Below are 16,629 nucleotides of genomic sequence, written 5' to 3'. Positions count from 1 at the left end.
TGCTCACGTCACCGGCGGGCGTGCCTGCCCTCGTGCGTTCCCTGCTGCAGGCCCGCCATCCGCCGGCGGATGGCCTCCGGTGAGCGGTCGATCGACGTCGGGTCCCCGTTCGGACCGCCGCGCCCCGCCCCGTCCGGGGCGCTGTCCGCCGGTGCGGCGCTGTTCGGGGGCGGGGTGTTCGCGGACGCGCTGTTCGGGGGTGCGGCGCCGTTCGCGGGTGCGGGCTGGGGCGTGCCGTTCCATGCGCCCATATCGGTGCGTCCGCTCGAATCGTTGCGTCCACCGGGGTCGCCGCGTCCGTTCGTGTCGGGGTCGAACCAGCGGCTGACGAGTTCCTCGTACGCCTCGGTGCGGCGCGTCGGCGCCTCCGCGTCGACCTCGCCGTCCCGGTCCACGCCGTGGTCGGGTTCGTGTCCGGGCTCCGGCCGCTGCTGGTGTGCCTGGGCGACGGGCTGCTGCGGTCGAGTGGCGGGCGGCGGAGCCTGGGGCGGTGTCGCTGCCGGCGGTGGCGGGGCCGACGGTGTCGCCGGCGGTGGCGGCGCCGCCGAGCGGGAACGTTCGTCGTCGTCGCGCATCGGCCAGGTGGGGCCCGGCCCCCACCCGGAGACGTCGGTCTGCTCGGCCGGGTCCGGTTCCGGCTCGCGGGTCGGGCGCGGGCGCACGGGTTCGAGGTCGAGTCGCACGCCGCCGGACGGCCGCTGCTCGGCCGGTGCGGCGTCGTCGACCACGGGTTCCGGTTCGGGCTCCGGTTCGGGGTCCGCGGGCTCCGGTTCGGGAGGCAGCTCGTGCTGGGCGCCGACGATGCGCGGCAGTTCCTCGGTCCGCGGCTCGTCCTGTTGCGGCAGGGCGGGGCGCAACCGCGGCGGACGCCGCGTCGGCAGCGGGATCTCCTCGGTCGCCCGCTCGTCCGATTCGGTGCGGACCGGCGGCCCCATGGGTGTCTCCTCGACCTCGGACAACATCGGTTCGTGCTCGTGCTCGTGCTCGGGTTCCGGCTCGGATTCCGGCTCCGCGCGAATCGGCGCCGGTTCCGGTTCGGGCTCCGGTGCGGGTGCGGGTGCCGGCTGCGCCCGGACGGGCCCGGGCAACGGCTCCGACGGTTCGGGCTCGTCGGCGGGGGCGAGGGGTTCGGACTGCTCGGGTTCCGACGGCAGCGCGGTCCGCGCGCGGGCGACCTCCGCCGGGCCGAACACCACCGGCTGCGCCTGTTGCCGCTGGTCACCGGCGTCCTCGAGCGCCACCGGCGACTCGCTCGACAGCTCGTCGGCGCGGGCGATCAACGCGGCGGGCACGACGACGGTCGCGGTCAGCCCCACCAGTTCGGCCGACGACAGCCACACCCGGATGTCGTGCTGGCGGGCCAGCCGCGCGACCACGTACAGGCCCATCCGGCGCGAGACCTCGACGTCGACGTCGGGCACCTCGGCCAGGCGCGCGTTGGCCCTGCGGATCTCGGTCTCGGGCATGCCGGCGCCGCGGTCGGTGATGTCGATGCGCCACTCGCCGTCCTGGGTGACGGCGCTGACGACCGACACGGGGGCGTCCGCGGGCGAGTAGTCGGTGGCGTTCTCGAACAGCTCCGAGATCACGTGCACGAGGTCGCCGACGATGTCGCCGCGCACCCCGATCTGCGGCGTCGCGGCGACGTTGATGCGCTGGTAGTGCTCGACCTCCGACAGGGCCGCTCCGACGATCTCCTCGGCGGCCACGGCGCCCGGCAGCGGACGTCCGACGTCCTGCCCGGCGAGCACGAGCAGGTTCTCGCTGTTGCGCCGCATGCGGGTGGCCAGGTGGTCGAGTTCGAACAGCCCGCCCAGCACGTCGGGGTCCTGTTCGTGCTCCTCCATCCGGTCGAGCACGGTGAGCTGGCGCTCGACGAGGTCCTGGCTGCGCCGCGACAGGTTCACGAACATCGAGTTGACGTTCTCCCGCAGCATGGCCTGTTCGCCTGCCAGCCGCACCGCCTGGCCGTGCACGGCGTCGAAGGCGCGCGCGACCTGGCCGAGCTCCTCCCTGCTGTACACCGGCACGGGCTCGATCGAACGGCGGTGCGTGTCCTCCGGCTTCGGATCCGGGTCGGCCAGGATGCCCTTGACCGCCTCGGGCAGCCGGTAGTGGGCGACGTCGAGAGCGCTGGTGCGCAGGGTCCGCAACGGCCGCACGAGCGAACGCGCGATGGCCGCGGCCAACAGTCCGGCGAGCAGCAGCACGCCGAGGATCACGGCGCCGTCGATGAGGGCGTGCGTGCGCGTCGAGGAGGCCAGCTCCTCCGACCGCTCGCCGATCTCGCCGCGGAGGGAGTCCTCGACGTCCTTCGCGGCGTCGACGGCGCCGGTCGCCTGCTCGTCCCACGCCTGCGGATCGGCGCCCTGGTTGCCGTCGAGCACGGCGCTCGCCGTCGGGTTCGTCTCCTCGACCCGCGGGGCGAGGGTGTCCTCGAGCAGCCGCCGCTGCCCCTCGGTGGCGAACTTGGCGTACTCGCGGCGCGAGTCGTCGACCTGCACGTCGACCCCGGCGATCGCCCGCGTGCGCTCCTCGTTCGGCCCCGGCGCGGCGAGCGCCTCGGCAACGAGGGCCCTGCGGATCGACAGGGCGTCCTTCACGCGCGCGACCGCACCGGCGGCCAGGTACGTGCGCGCGAGTTCGCGGTCGGCGGTGTCGACGGCCGCCTGGTCGCCGATGTCCAGCAGGCCCGCGATCAGCTCGTCGTACGCCGCGAGGATCTGCCCCGTCGGCTGCTGTGTGTGCTCCCCGGCGTACCGGGCGTCGGTGAGGTCGCCGAACCGCTGGTCCCACTGCCGGAACGACGCGACCGCCTCCGGCGACAGCTCGGAGCGCGCGGCGGTGAACGCCCTGTTGAAGGCGCCGCGCGCGTCGTCGACGGCCTGGCGTTGGCCCATGACGTCCTCGGCGGGCCCCTGCCTGCCGCCCGCGACGTACCGCACCGTGAGGTCGCGTTCACGCTGCAGCTCGTGCACCGTGGCGGCCACCCGGTCGTCGACCTGGACGCGCTCGGCGGCCCTGGCGTACTCGCGGGCGCTCGAGAGGTTGGCCTCGACGCGGAAGCCGGCGAACGCGAGCATCGCGACCACGGGCACCAGCAGGGCGACCAGCAGCCGGGTCCTCAGCCGCCAGTTGCGCAGTCGCCAGCGTCCGCCGGACCGCTCGATGTCCGCCGCCTCATCCCGGGGGGCCTGGCTGCGACGGGGCAACTGACTTCCTTCATGTCAACGCGAAAGACACTCGGATGGTAGCCACGACCGGGGGACCAAGATCCACACCGTCCGGTGGCGCACATTACGCCGGGCGATGGTATTGCGCCGGCCGGTCAAGCTCCAGTATGTCCGCCACCCTCTCACCGGACGGCGCAACCTGTCGGAGGGGGAACGTATAAAGGAGGGCGTGAGTGATGGCCCCCTGATCGTCCAGTCCGACAAGACCGTCCTGCTCGAGGTCGACCACGACCGAGCCGACGACGCCCGGATCGCGATCGCACCGTTCGCCGAGCTGGAACGCGCCCCCGAGCACGTGCACACCTACCGGGTCACGCCGCTCGCGCTGTGGAACGCACGCGCGGCCGGACACGACGCCGAACAGGTCGTGGACGCGCTCACGACGTACTCCCGGTTCCCGGTCCCACAGCCGCTGCTGATCGACATCGTCGACACGATGGGCCGTTTCGGCCGGCTGCAGATCCACAACCATCCCGCCCACGGCCTGGTCATGACGACCACCGACCGGGCGGTGCTGGCCGAGGTGCAGCGCAACAAGAAGATCAAGCCGATGCTCGGCGCGACCGTCGACGAGGACACCGTCGCGGTGCACCCGTCCGAACGGGGTCGGCTCAAGCAGGCGCTGCTGAAGGTCGGCTGGCCGGCCGAGGACCTCGCGGGTTACGTCGACGGCGAGGCGCACCCGATGGCCCTCGACGAGCAGGACTGGTCGCTGCGCGAGTACCAACGGCAGGCGTCCGAGTCGTTCTGGGCGGGCGGCTCCGGTGTGGTCGTCCTGCCGTGCGGCGCGGGCAAGACGCTCGTGGGCGCCGCGGCGATGGCGCAGGCCCAGGCCACGACGCTGATCCTGGTCACCAACACCGTCGCGGGCCGGCAGTGGAAGCGCGAGCTCGTCGCGCGCACGTCGCTGACCGAGGACGAGATCGGCGAGTACTCCGGCGAGAAGAAGGAGATCCGGCCGGTCACGATCGCCACGTACCAGGTGGTGACACGCAAGTCGAAGGGCGAGTACAAGCACCTCGACCTGTTCGACTCGCGCGACTGGGGCCTGGTGATCTACGACGAGGTGCACCTGCTGCCCGCGCCCGTGTTCCGGATGACCGCCGACCTGCAGTCGCGGCGCCGGCTCGGGCTCACGGCGACGCTCGTGCGCGAGGACGGCCGCGAGGGCGACGTGTTCTCCCTGATCGGGCCGAAGCGGTTCGACGTGCCGTGGCGCGACATCGAGGCCCAGGGCTGGATCGCGCCCGCCGACTGCATCGAGGTGCGCGTGACCCTCACCGAGGGCGAACGGCTCGCCTACGCCACGGCCGACGCCGAGGAGCGCTACCGGCTCGCCGCGACCGCGCACACGAAGACCGCGGTGATCAACAACATCGTCAAGCAGCACGAAGGCCAGCCGACGCTCGTCATCGGCGCCTATCTCGACCAGCTCGAGGAGCTCGGCGAGGCACTCGACGCGCCCGTCATCCAGGGTTCGACGAAGAACCGCGAACGGGAGGCGCTGTTCGACCGGTTCCGCCGCGGGGAGATCGACAAACTGGTCGTGTCGAAGGTCGCGAACTTCTCGATCGACCTGCCCGAGGCGTCCGTGGCGATCCAGGTGTCGGGTACGTTCGGCTCCCGCCAGGAGGAGGCCCAGCGCCTCGGCCGCCTCCTGCGTCCGAAGGAGGACGGCCGCCAGGCCCACTTCTACTCGGTGGTCTCCCGCGACACCGTCGACACCGACTACGCCGCCCACCGCCAGCGCTTCCTCGCCGAACAGGGCTACGCCTACCGCATCATCGACGCGACGACCTCCTCCGCCCCCTCTGAAGCTCGCCCGCTCGACCACCCGTTCGAGTGACGTTGTGGACGGCCGCCTGTCGAGGGCCGGGAAACTGTCGGAGGGTCGAACTAGCGTTCGACCCATGAACACACCGACCACTGCACCCCAGCCGTCCACGTCGACCTCGCTCACCCTCCCGCCCGGCCGCATGCACCACGGGATGTGGGTGTCGAACGGTCCCCTGACCGACCCGTCCCTGTACCTGGCCTGCGTCGCGGCCTTCCCCCGCACCGGACGGTGGCCGATCCTCATCCCGCACGACCCGCGGTTTACCGCCGCGGGACAGGACTGGATCGACGACCGCCCGTGGGACCGCCCCACCGTCGGCGACGTCGCTGCCTACGACGCGGCCGACGTGCTCGAGTCCTGGTGGCTCGGCCCGTGCTGCGACGGCACCTGTCTGACCCCGTTCGGCGCCGAGTTCCCTGGCCTGGCCCGCAAGTCGCCGGTGAAGTCGGACCCGCTCGCCGAGGCGGGCAACACGGGTTCCCAGCTCGTCGCGAACGGGCGCAATCGCCTGGGCATCGTCGAGGTCGACCGCCCCGCCGACGTGCCGGCGGCGCTCGGCTGGCAGGGCATGCTGCCCATGTCCGGTCGCGCCGAACTCGTGTCGGCGGTGCTGCGCAGCTGGGAGGACCGCTTCGGCGCGGTGCTGCTCAGCCTCGGCTTCGACGCGCTGAGCCTGTCCGTCGCCGCCCCGCCCAAGTCCCGCAGGCGCGCCGAGCTCCTGGCCGCCGAGCACCGGGCGTTCTGCCTCGAGGACTTCACCACGCAGGCGGGAACGCTGGCCGACGTCGGCGCCGACCTCGTCGGTGCGCGGATGTGGACGTTCCGATGGCAGTGACGTCGGCGCTGACGACGGCGGTGCCGACGGCCGGCGCCCGGTCAGGCGCGGGCGGCCCTGGCCTCCTCGGCCCGTTGGGACATCGCCTCGATCATCGCCCGGCAGAAGGCGGGCAGGTCGTCGGGATTTCGGCTCGTCACCAGGGTGCCGTCGACGACGACCTCGGAGTCCACCCACTCGGCGCCCGCGTTGCGCAGATCGGTCTGCAAGCTGGGGTACGAGGTCAGCCGCTTGCCGCGGACGACATCGGCCTCGATCAGCATCCACGGGGCGTGACAGATCGCCGCGACGGGTTTGCCCGCGCGGAAGAACTCGGCCACGAACTCCACCGAACGCCGGTCGGTCCGCAGCAGGTCCGGATTCGCCACTCCGCCGGGCAGCACGAGGCCGACGTAGTCGTCCACGGACGCCTCGGACACCGGTTTGTCGACGGCGAAGACGTCGGCCTTGTCCAGGTGGTTGAAGGCCTGGATGTCGCCGGGCCCGAAGGAGACGAGCTCGGGCAGACCCTCGACGTCCTGCACCGCCTTCCACGGCTGTGTCAGCTCGACCTGCTCGGTTCCCTCCGGTGCCACCAGGAAGGCCACTCGACGGCCGCTGAGGCTGTCGGTCACGGTCATCACTCCTCTCCTATCGCGTCGTCCCGCGCATACCCGGGCCCGGCCGGTGCCGAAACGCCGAGCCGCAGCGGCGACAATGAGCGACGTGACGTCCACCGTTCCCGTGCGCCGCCGGCCGGCCGTGTTCGCGTTGCCGCTGCACAACCGCTTCCGGGGGATCACCGTGCGGGAGGGCGTGCTGCTGCGCGGACCTGCGGGATGGGGTGAGTTCAACCCGTTCCGCGACTACACCGACGCCGAAGCCGCGCCCTGGCTCGCGGCCGCGCGCGAGGCGAGCGACGACGGCTGGCCCGAGCCGCTGCGCGACACCGTCGAGGTCAACACGACCGTGCCCGTCGTGACACCGGAGCGGGCGCACGCGATGGTCGCGGCATCGGGCTGTCGCACCGCGAAGGTGAAGGTCGCCGACCCGCGGTCGTCGCTCGCCGACGACTGCCGGCGCGTCGAGGCCGTACGCGACGCACTCGGACCACACGGCGCGATCCGCGTCGACGCGAACGCGGCCTGGGACGTCGACGACGCCGTCGCGGCGCTGCGCGAGCTCGACCGCGCCGCGCAGGGACTGGAGTACGCCGAACAGCCGTGCCCGACCGTCGACGAGCTCGCGGCCGTACGCCGCCGCGTCGCCGTCCGGATCGCCGCTGACGAGTCGATCCGCAGGGCCGAGGACCCGCTCCGCGTGGCCGTCGCCGGCGCCGCCGACGTCGCCGTGCTGAAGGTCGCGCCGCTCGGCGGGGTGCGCAGGGCCCTCGACGTCGCGGAGGCGTGCGGATTGCCGTGCGTCGTGTCGTCCGCCGTGGACAGCAGCGTCGGACTCGCCGCCGGACTGGCCCTCGCCGGAGCCCTGCCGACGGCCGAGTTCGCCTGCGGCCTCGGCACGGCGAGCCTGCTGACCGCCGACGTCACGAGCACGCCACTATCCCCTGTGGACGGACGACTCTCCGTGCCGCGCACCGCCCCGGAACCCGACCTGATCACCGAGCACGCCGCGGACGACGACACCACCCGGTGGTGGCACGACCGCCTCGACCGCGTCACCGCCCTCGCCGGCGGCTGACCGGCGCCGCCCCTGACCGCCGCTCGCTCAGGCGACGGCTTCGTCGGCGTGCGGGTCCGGTCCGTCGCGCAACGGCAGTGTCGAGAACGCGGCGGGCGGCTCGGTCCACGGGTCGTCGGGCCGACCGCCCTGCGCCGCGCGGATCGCCTTCCACACGCGCTGCGGGGTGAGCGGCATGTCGATGTGGCGCACGCGAGATGCTTCACCGCGTCGACGACCGCGTTCTGCACCGCGGGCGTCGAACCGATCGTGGCCGATTCGCCGATGCCCTTGGCACCCAGCGGATTCAGCGGCGAATCGGTCTCCGTGTTCGACACCTCGAGCGGCGGCACCTCCACGGCCGACGGGACGAGGTAGTCGGCGAGCGTTCCGGTGGACGGGTTGCCGTCCTCGTCGTAGGTGAAGTGCTCCCACAACGCCTGCGAGATGCCCTGCACCGCGCCACCGTGCTGCTGTCCGCGCACGAGCAGCGGGTTGAGCACCCGGCCGCAGTCGTCGACGGCGATGTGCCGCACCGGTTCCACCCGGCCCGTCTCGGTGTCGACCTCGACGACGGACACGTGCGCGCCGAACGGGAACGTCGCACCGCCCGGGGTGAAGTTCGTGTCGACGGCCAGCGGGATTCCGTTCTGGGTGGCGTACTCGGCCAGTTCCGCCCAGCTCACCGACGCACCGGGAACGCCGGCCACGCCCAGTCCGCCGTGTCCGTTCGCGTCGACCTCGATGTCCTCGACGCCGGCCTCGAACTTGGCCGCCGCCAGCTCCTTGGCCTTGGCGAGCAGCAGTTCGCTCGCCTCGCGCACCGCGCTGCCGCCGATCTGCAACGACCGGGACCCGCCGGTGCCGCCGCCGCGCGGAACCTGCGCCGTGTCGGACTGGACGAAGTCGATCCGGTCCAGCGGGATGCCCAAGCGTCGGAGGCGAGCATCGCGAACGACGTCGCATGGCCCTGGCCGTGTCCGGAGGTGCCGACCTTGACCGTCGCGCGCCCGTCGGCACCGACCTCGACGGCACCGAATTCGGCGCCACCACCGCCGGTGATCTCGACGTACGTGCTGACGCCGATGCCGAGCAGCCGCGTCTGGCCGGCGTCGATGCGCCGCTGTTGTTCCGTGCGCAGCTCGTCGTAGTCGGCGATCCGCAACGCCTCGCGCAGCGGCAGGTCGTAGTCGCCGGAGTCGTAGGTGGCGCCGAGCAGCGTCGTGTACGGGAACGCGTCGGGCGGCAGGAAATTCTTCCGCCGCAGTTCGACCGGGTCCATGCCGAGTTCGGCCGCGCCGACGTCGATGATCCGCTCGAGCATCGCGGCCGCCTCGGGCCTGCCCGCCCCGCGGAACGCACCGGTGGGCGTCGTGTTGGTCAGCACGGCGATCGAGCCGAAGCTGATCCGCGGGATCCGGTACACGCCCTGCGCCATCAGCCGCGTCGAGCTGAGCGCGAACCCGCCGCCGAACCCGGCGTAGGCGCCGCAGTCGCCGAGCACGTTGCAGTGCAGCCCGGTGATCGTGCCGTCGGCCTTCAGGCCCAGCTCGGCGTACTGCACCTGGGCGCGGCTCTGCGGCATCACCTGCATGTTCTCCGACCGGGTCTCCACCCACTTGGCGGCCCGGCCGAGTCGTTGCACCACGCCGATCACCACGTGGTGCTCGGCGATGATGCCGATCTTGCCGCCGAACGCGCCGCGACGTGCGGGGTGACGAGGTGGAGCCGGTCGGCGTCGAGGCCGAGCTGTTTGGCGGCACGCTTCCACACCACGTGCGGCATCTGGGTCGACACGTGGATCGTCAGGTCGTAGTCGCCGCCGAGATGTCCGCCGCCGGGTTCGACGGCGATGGCGTTGCCCTCGAGCGGTACGACGGCGACCCGTTGGTTCTCGATGCGCGCGCGGGCGACGACGTCGGCGTCGGCGAGGATCTCGGCGCCGTCCTCGTCGCGTTCGCCGGCGGCGATGTTGGTGCCGAGGTCGGGGAACTGCAGCGGTGCATCGTCGGCGAGGGCCGCCTCGGGGTCGGCGACCACGGGCAGCGGTTCGTAGTCGACGTCGACGAGTTCGACGGCGTCGACCGCGGCGGCGCGGGTCTCGGCGACGATCACGGCGACCGGGTCGCCGACGAAGCGCACCCGGTCGATCGCCAGCGGGGGCCGTTCGCAGGCGGCGTTGACGACCATGAACGGACGCACCGGGGCGAGGTCGAGATCCTTGGCGGTGTAGACGGCGAGCACCCCGTCGGCCTGCAGCGCCTCGGCCGTGTCGATGCCCGTGATCTCGGCGTGGGCGAACGGCGAGCGGACGAACGCGATGTGCGCCGCGTCGGGGATCGGCAGGTTGTCGACGTAGGTGGCTTCGCCGCGGAGCAGTTCGGGGTCCTCGACCCGGCGGACTTCGGTTCCCAGCACAGATCCGGCCATGTGATCGACACTAACCCCGTGACGTTGATCATGCTAGGTATGACCCACCGTCACGGCCGTCGCCTCCCCCGAACAGCCCAAACCGGACGGCTGCCCCCCCCCCCGAGGCGCCAACACAGCGATGGAATAGCTTCGTGCCTCCGTGCACAACGGCATGGAGGATGGATCGGTGACCGGAGAAGCGACCACCTACCCCGTCTCCGTCAAGGGCGTTGTCATCCACGACGGGCGCGTCCTGCTGCTGCACAACGAGCGCGACGAGTGGGAGCTTCCAGGAGGGCGCATCGAACCGGGCGAGTCCCCTGAGGAATGCGTCGTACGCGAGATCGCCGAGGAAACACGACTGCTCGTGCGCGCGAACGAGCTACTCGACGCCTGGACGTACCACATCGATGCGGTCGGGAGGAGCGTCTTCATCGTCACCTACGGCTGCACGCTCGTAGAGGACGGAGCGCCTGTCGTATCGCCGGAGCACGACGCCGCCGAGCTCTTCAGCCCCACCGACGTCGCGACCCTTCGGATGCCGGACGGATACAAGCGCTCGATTACGACCTGGTTCGAGATGAACGCCCGCTGACCAGGCGCACCCGTACGCGAAGCGCCAACACGGCGACGCCAACTGCTGACACGGCGACCTGAGGTGCTGACACGCCCGCGTGGGTTGCTGACACGCCCGACGCGGGATGCCAACACGGCGACGTGGGTTGCTGACACGGCGACGTGGGATGCCGACACGGCGGAAACGGAACGGGCCCCGGGTGCACACAGCACCCGGGGCCCGTTTCGTTCAGGCGTGGATCACATCATGCCTTCCATGCCGCCCATGCCGCCCGTGGGGTCGGCACCGGCGCCACCGTTCTTCTCCGGCTTGTCCGCGACCACGGCCTCCGTGGTCAGGAACAGGCCGGCGATCGACGCGGCGTTCTGCAGCGCGGAACGCGTGACCTTGGCCGGGTCGAGCACACCGGCGCTGACGAGGTCCTCGTACTCGCCCGTGGCGGCGTTGAGACCCTGGCCCTGCGGCAGGTTCTTGACCTTCTCCGCCACGACGCCGCCCTCGAGACCGCTGTTGACGGCGATCTGCTTGAGCGGGGCCTCGACGGCGACCTTCACGATGTTCGCACCGGTGGCCTCGTCGCCCGAGAGCTTGAGGCCGTCGAACGCGGCCTTGGACGCCTGCAGCAGAGCGACGCCACCACCGGCGACGATGCCCTCCTCGACGGCGGCCTTGGCGTTGCGCACCGCGTCCTCGATGCGGTGCTTGCGCTCCTTGAGCTCGACCTCCGTGGCGGCACCGGCCTTGATGACCGCGACGCCGCCGGCGAGCTTGGCGAGACGCTCCTGCAGCTTCTCCCGGTCGTAGTCCGAGTCGCTGTTGTCGATCTCGGCGCGGATCTGGTTGACGCGACCCTGGATCTGGTCGGCGTCGCCCGCACCCTCGACGATCGTGGTCTCGTCCTTGGTGACGACGACCTTGCGCGCCTGGCCGAGCAGCGAGATGTCGGCGTTCTCGAGCTTGAGGCCGACGTCCTCGCTGATGACCTGACCACCGGTGAGGATGGCCATGTCCTGCAGCATCGCCTTGCGGCGGTCACCGAAGCCCGGGGCCTTGACGGCGACGGACTTGAAGGTGCCGCGGATCTTGTTGACGACGAGCGTGGCCAGGGCCTCGCCCTCGACGTCCTCGGCGATGATCAGCAGCGGCTTGTTGGTCTGCATGACCTTCTCGAGCAGCTGCAGCATGTCCTTGATGTTCGAGATCTTCGATCCGAACAGCAGGATGTACGGGTCCTCGAGCACGGCTTCCTGACGGTCGGCGTCAGTGACCATGTAGCCCGAGACATAGCCCTTGTCGAAGCGCATGCCCTCGGTGAGCTCGAGCTCGAGGCCGAAGGTGTTCGACTCCTCGACGGTGACGACGCCTTCCTTGCCGACCTTGTCGAGCGCCTCGGCGATCAGCTCACCATGGTGCGGTCCGCGGCCGAGATCGAGGCGGTGGCAGCGATCTGCTCCTTGGTCTCGACCTCCTGGGCGGCCTTGTGCAGCTGCTCGGTGACGGCCTCGACGGCCTGCTCGATGCCCCGCTTGAGGGCGATCGGGTCGGCACCGGCGGCAACGTTGCGCAGGCCTTCCTTCACGAGGGCCTGGGCGAGCACGGTGGCGGTCGTGGTGCCGTCACCCGCGACGTCGTCGGTCTTCTTCGCGACTTCCTTGACGAGTTCGGCCCCGATCTTCTCCCACGGGTCCTCGAGCTCGATCTCCTTCGCGATCGAGACACCGTCGTTGGTGATGGTCGGCGCGCCCCACTTCTTCTCGAGCACGACGTTGCGGCCACGCGGGCCGAGAGTCACCTTGACGGCCTCGGCGAGGGTGTTGAGTCCGCGTTCGAGCCCGCGGCGGGCGTCCTCGTCGAACGCAATCAGTTTGGCCATTGGGGTGTGGTCCTCCGGTAATCGGACACGTCACAGGCCAGGCTCGGTGCCCGCGACGGACGACCAGTCCGGGATCTCCCGAACGTGGCCTCACCGTCCCGACCTTCAGGCGCCGGTCGGCGACCGGCGGCCTAGCACTCGACGGTGCCGAGTGCCAATCTCGTGTTTAGCACTCTCCGGGGGAGAGTGCAAGAAAGGGGTCCCCGAAACGGATTGACACGGCCGTACCAGAACGGCTTCGATAGCGCCCATGGAGCGCTATCTCGTCACCGGCAGTGCGGGCCATCTCGGCGAGGCCCTGGTCCGTACGCTGCGCGAACGCGGTACCGACGTGGTCGGACTCGACATCCTCGACTCCCCGTTCACGACCGTGGTCGGATCGGTCGCCGACCGCGACGTCGTCCGCAACGCCCTAGACGGGGTCACCCACGTCCTGCACACCGCGACCCTGCACAAGCCGCACGTCGGCTCGCACGCGCGGCAGGACTTCGTCGACGTGAACGTCACCGGAACACTGACGATCCTCGAGGAGGCGGCGGCCGCGGGCGTGGCCGGCGTGGTGTTCACCAGCAGCACGAGTGCGTTCGGCCGCGCGCTCACGCCGGCGCCGGGCGAACCGGCCGCGTGGATCACCGAGGACGTCCGCCCGGTGGTGCGCAACATCTACGGCGCCACGAAGATCGCGGCCGAGGAGCTGTGCGAACTGCTCGCGCGCGACCTGGGACTGCGACGGTCGTGCTGCGCACCTCGCGGTTCTTCCCCGAGGCCGACGACCGCGACGACGTCCGCGCCGCCTTCGACGACACCAACCTGAAGGTCAGCGAGTTCGCCTACCGCAGGGTCGACCTCACCGACGTCGTCGAGGCGCACCTGCTGGCCGCCGAACGCGCCCCGCGGCTGGGCAGCCCCGACCACCGCTTCGACCGGTTCGTCATCACCGCCACACCCCCGTTCACCCGCGACGACGCCGCCGAGCTCGCCGTCGACGCCCCCGCGGTGCTCGACCGGGTGCTGCCCGACGTGGCCGCGGAGTACCGGCGACGCGGCTGGCGCATGCTGCCCGCGCTCGACCGCGTCTACTCCAACGAACGCGCCCGCACGGTGCTCGGCTGGGAGCCGGCTTACGACATCCGCGCGGCCCTCGAACTCGCCCGCACCACGGGCGCGGTGCGCAGCCCGCTGGCCACCGTCGTCGGCGCGAAGGGCTACCACTCCGAGCCGACCGGGGTCTACACGACGTAACGGCCCCGGCCGGACCCGGCTACTCGACCTTCGGGTGCTCAGTCGCCGGGTTCGACCGGGATGTGGGTCGGCGGCGCGTTGTCGTCGGTTTCGGTCCCCGTCTCGGCCGGCTGCGAACCGTCGGGGCCGACGGGGATGTGCGGCACGCTGCTCGACGGTTCCCCGCCGGAGCCGCCACCGCCCTCCTCGTCGCCGCCACCGAACAGCAGGATCGCCCCGACGACGGCGGCGATGACGACAACCGCACCGATGACGGCCCAGAGCCAGCCCTTGCCCTTCGTGCCCGAGTCGGGGCCGGACGGCCCACCCGGATAGCCGCCCGGCTGCATCCCGGGAGGCATCCCCGGTTGCATGCCCGGAGGCTGTCCCGGTGGCATCCCGGGCTGCTGCATCCCCGGCGGCGGTGTCCCGGGAGGCATCCCGGGCTGCTGGCCGAACCCGGGCGGAGGGGTGCCGGGCGGGACGGGCGTGCCCGGGGGCGGCGTTCCGTACGGCGAACCACCCGGACCGGGCTGACCCGGCTGACCCGGCTGACCGGGTCCGGACTGACCGGGCTGACCGGGCTGACCGCCGTGGCCGGACGGTGGACCGCCCTGCTGGCCGTACGGCCCCTGCCATCCCGGCTGCTGGGGATCGGGGTGTTGGGGGTGCACCGGCCCTGCCTCTCCTGCTTGCGCGACTCCTGTTTGCGAGACCCCTGCGTGCGAGACGGCCTCGCGGACCGCCGCCTGGTCCGTACCGGATGGTGGCGTAGCCGCCTGACCGGCGTCCACCTGGTCGCCGGCCGCGGCGACGACCCCTGCGGCTCGGGCGTGCCCGTTCGTCGACCCCACCACGGACGTCGCTCCCGAGTTCGGGCCGAGGGCGTTCCTCGCCGCGCCGACCAGTTCGACACACGAGGCATACCGTTCTTCGGGCCGCTTCGCCATCCCCTTGCGCACCACGGTGTCGATTCCGTCCGGCAACCGGGGGACGACGCCGGACAGCGTGGGCGGTTCGCGATTGAGGTGGCCGGCGATCACCGTCTGGACGTCGCCGGTGAACGGTGGCCTGCCCGCGAGGCAGGCGTAGAGCATGCACGCGAGGGCGTACTGGTCGGTGCGCCCGTCGAGCGGCTCGCCGCGCAGGTGTTCGGGGGCCGCGTACGTCGGCGACCCGAGGAAGTCGCCCTTGCGGGAGCCCTTCGTCGCGGCGTCGCGCTCGGTGAGGCCGAAGTCGGCCAGGTAGACGTGCTCGACGTCGTCGCGGGTGCGCCTGCGGCTCGAGACGAGCACGTTGGCGGGTTTGACGTCGAGGTGCACGAGCCCGTCGCGGTGCAGCGAGTCGAGGGCGTCGGCGACCTGGTCGAGCAGGCCCGTGACGCGCGCGGGCTCCATCGGCCCTTCCGCGCCGAGGCCCGCGAGGTCGCGCCCTCGACGTAGCGCATCGCGATGTAGAGCAGGCCGTCGAGTTCGCCGAAGTCGTACAGCGGCACGATGTTGGCGTGGTCGACGGCCGAGGTGTTGCGCGCCTCCTCGACGAACCGCCTGCGGAACTCGTCGTCGGCGCCCAGATGCTCACCGATGACCTTCAGGGCGACCTTGCGCCCGAGACGCACGTCCGTGGCCTCGTACAGCACACTCATGCCGCCGCGGCCGAGCGCACCGTCGATGCGGTAATTGCCCAGCTGCCGACCGGTGAGGTCCCCCGACACATCGCCTGACACAGCGTGGAGCCTAGCGGCCGGACCGCAGGTCGAACGTCACGTGCCCGAACGTCCGCCGAAGGTTCGACGAACCAGATGCGCGGGGGAACTCCGGTCGTGAGGTCAGGAGACCTTCTTGACGTCGGCGGCCTGGCTGCGGCCGTCACGTCCCGACGTGATCTCGAACTCCACGCGATCGCCCTCGTCGAGGGTGCGGAATCCTTCTGCCTGAATGGCGGAGTAATGCACGAAAACGTCGGGCCCCTCAGGGGACTCGATGAAGCCGTAGCCCTTTTCCGCGTTGAACCACTTGACCGTGCCGACTGCCACGGCGTCCTCCTTGTGCCAAACCGAAAAGCGCCTCCAGACCGAGCCTGTCCGCGCTCCAAGCGACGATCACGCTACCGGAATCACACGGCTCAGCAATGGTCAATTTGCGGTAACCGGATCTTGGTCGCGCGGCGGCGCGACCTGCGCGCTGCGTAGTTTCCGCGGAATGCGCGTCACCCACACAGCCCACGCCATTCGCCATCAAGGATCAACCACACGTGCGCCTATTCGGAAAACCACGAACGACGCGAAGGCCCCGAACCGCTCAGCGCCTGGCCTGGAGCAGCACGGTGCCCGGCCCGGCGAAGTCCAACACCAGCCCCTCGCCGGTGCGCACGGACTGCGGCGCCGACGGGTCGATCGCCCGCAGCCGGACCTGGATCGTGTCCGGATAGGCGACCAGGAACGCGGGACGCACGGTGATCATCTCGCCGGCGTCGAGGTTGAGCAGGTCCACCGCGCCCCTGGCGCTGATCACCAACGAACCGGAACCGCTGTAGTGCTCGAGGAACCCCACGGTGCCGCCGAACAGCGATCGCAGCGCGGGCCATTCGGCGTCGCGGTGGATCGAGGCGGGCCTGGCCAGCACCCGGGGCTCGGGAATCGTGGACACGCACCAACCGCTGCGACCGTCGAACGCGAGCGGGTAGACATCACCCGGCGTCTGCGGCGCGAGGTCGACCCAGCCGCCGCCGGAGGGCGCCGTGTACACGGGGAGGTCGCCGCGCGGATGACTGACCGACACGCCGAAGCCGTTGGCCATCACCGCCTCGTCCGGCGCCTGCACCGACTCGCCGTCGGCCAGCACGATCCGTGCGACCCCGAACGTCGGAGTGTGCCGGGTGTGGACCTCCATACAGAATCTCCCCATCTCCCCAGTGCGGTGCCGGGCCTTCTCCCACGGGCGCCGGGCGGGGAGAGTCTGACACAGCGCCGCGCTCGAGTTGCTC

Annotated in this window: 10 protein-coding genes and 3 pseudogenes; 6 read left to right on the top strand and 7 right to left on the bottom strand. The window is 71.4% G+C overall.

Translation table 11 applies throughout. The features are described 5' to 3' along the window. Positions 1-8: 8 nt before the first annotated feature. On the bottom strand, positions 9-3,212 hold the full coding sequence (locus BJF85_RS04540) for a nitrate- and nitrite sensing domain-containing protein (RefSeq protein WP_075845893.1): 3,204 nt from the start codon (positions 3,210-3,212) through the stop codon (positions 9-11). 190 nt (positions 3,213-3,402) lie between these two features. Here BJF85_RS04540 and BJF85_RS04535 point away from each other — a divergent pair, with 190 nt between their 5' ends. Together BJF85_RS04535 and BJF85_RS04530 are read left to right on the top strand one after the other, a co-directional pair. Further along, positions 3,403-5,079 (top strand): DNA repair helicase XPB, encoded by a 1,677-nt coding sequence (locus tag BJF85_RS04535; RefSeq protein ID WP_139320457.1) that lies wholly within the window; start codon positions 3,403-3,405, stop codon positions 5,077-5,079. Between the two features lie 64 nt (positions 5,080-5,143). Then, a complete protein-coding gene (locus tag BJF85_RS04530) occupies positions 5,144-5,905 on the top strand; it encodes a DUF4253 domain-containing protein (protein WP_075845892.1) in 762 nt (253 codons plus the stop codon). A gap of 41 nt (positions 5,906-5,946) precedes the next feature. On the opposite strand, the gene BJF85_RS04525 is transcribed toward BJF85_RS04530, so the two are convergent. Beyond that, a complete protein-coding gene (locus tag BJF85_RS04525) occupies positions 5,947-6,525 on the bottom strand; it encodes a type 1 glutamine amidotransferase domain-containing protein (protein ID WP_075845891.1) in 579 nt (192 codons plus the stop codon). A 76-nt stretch (positions 6,526-6,601) separates the two neighbouring features. Here BJF85_RS04525 and BJF85_RS04520 point away from each other — a divergent pair, with 76 nt between their 5' ends. Continuing rightward, on the top strand, positions 6,602-7,582 hold the full coding sequence (locus BJF85_RS04520; RefSeq protein ID WP_075845890.1) for an o-succinylbenzoate synthase: 981 nt from the start codon (positions 6,602-6,604) through the stop codon (positions 7,580-7,582). Positions 7,583-7,609: 27 nt separating this feature from the next. On the opposite strand, the pseudogene BJF85_RS04515 reads toward BJF85_RS04520, so the two are convergent. Continuing rightward, a pseudogene (locus BJF85_RS04515) lies at positions 7,610-9,991 on the bottom strand (xanthine dehydrogenase family protein molybdopterin-binding subunit). A gap of 169 nt (positions 9,992-10,160) precedes the next feature. Between BJF85_RS04515 and BJF85_RS04510 the strand changes: the two are divergent. Further along, positions 10,161-10,568 carry an NUDIX domain-containing protein gene (locus BJF85_RS04510; RefSeq protein WP_255375384.1) on the top strand — a complete coding sequence of 136 codons (408 nt, stop codon included), beginning with the start codon at positions 10,161-10,163 and terminating at the stop codon, positions 10,566-10,568. Positions 10,569-10,789: 221 nt separating this feature from the next. Here the strand turns inward: BJF85_RS04510 and groL are convergent. Next, positions 10,790-12,423: pseudogene (gene groL / locus BJF85_RS04505) on the bottom strand (chaperonin GroEL). Positions 12,424-12,673: 250 nt separating this feature from the next. On the opposite strand from groL, the gene BJF85_RS29605 reads away from it, so the two are divergent. Together BJF85_RS29605 and BJF85_RS29600 are read left to right on the top strand one after the other, a co-directional pair. Further along, on the top strand, positions 12,674-13,237 hold the full coding sequence (locus tag BJF85_RS29605; RefSeq protein ID WP_255375383.1) for an NAD(P)-dependent oxidoreductase: 564 nt from the start codon (positions 12,674-12,676) through the stop codon (positions 13,235-13,237). Beyond that, complete coding sequence (locus BJF85_RS29600) at positions 13,159-13,665, top strand: hypothetical protein (protein ID WP_255375382.1); 507 nt, start codon at positions 13,159-13,161, stop codon at positions 13,663-13,665. Before BJF85_RS29605 ends, BJF85_RS29600 begins: the two co-directional genes overlap by 79 nt. Before the next feature lie 38 nt (positions 13,666-13,703). On the opposite strand, the pseudogene BJF85_RS04495 reads toward BJF85_RS29600, so the two are convergent. From BJF85_RS04495 to BJF85_RS04485, 3 genes and pseudogenes are all read right to left on the bottom strand, one after another. After that, positions 13,704-15,289: pseudogene (locus BJF85_RS04495) on the bottom strand (serine/threonine-protein kinase). Between the two features lie 183 nt (positions 15,290-15,472). After that, on the bottom strand, positions 15,473-15,679 hold the full coding sequence (locus BJF85_RS04490; RefSeq protein WP_075845889.1) for a cold-shock protein: 207 nt from the start codon (positions 15,677-15,679) through the stop codon (positions 15,473-15,475). A 265-nt stretch (positions 15,680-15,944) separates the two neighbouring features. After that, complete coding sequence (locus BJF85_RS04485) at positions 15,945-16,535, bottom strand: AIM24 family protein (RefSeq protein ID WP_075845888.1); 591 nt, start codon at positions 16,533-16,535, stop codon at positions 15,945-15,947. Positions 16,536-16,629: the final 94 nt, after the last annotated feature.

The organism is Saccharomonospora sp. CUA-673 (assembly GCF_001942305.1).
In the GTDB taxonomy this organism is placed as follows: domain Bacteria; phylum Actinomycetota; class Actinomycetes; order Mycobacteriales; family Pseudonocardiaceae; genus Prauserella.
The sequence above is the reverse complement of the archived record's forward strand: the minus strand, read 5'-3'. Positions and strand labels throughout refer to the sequence as shown.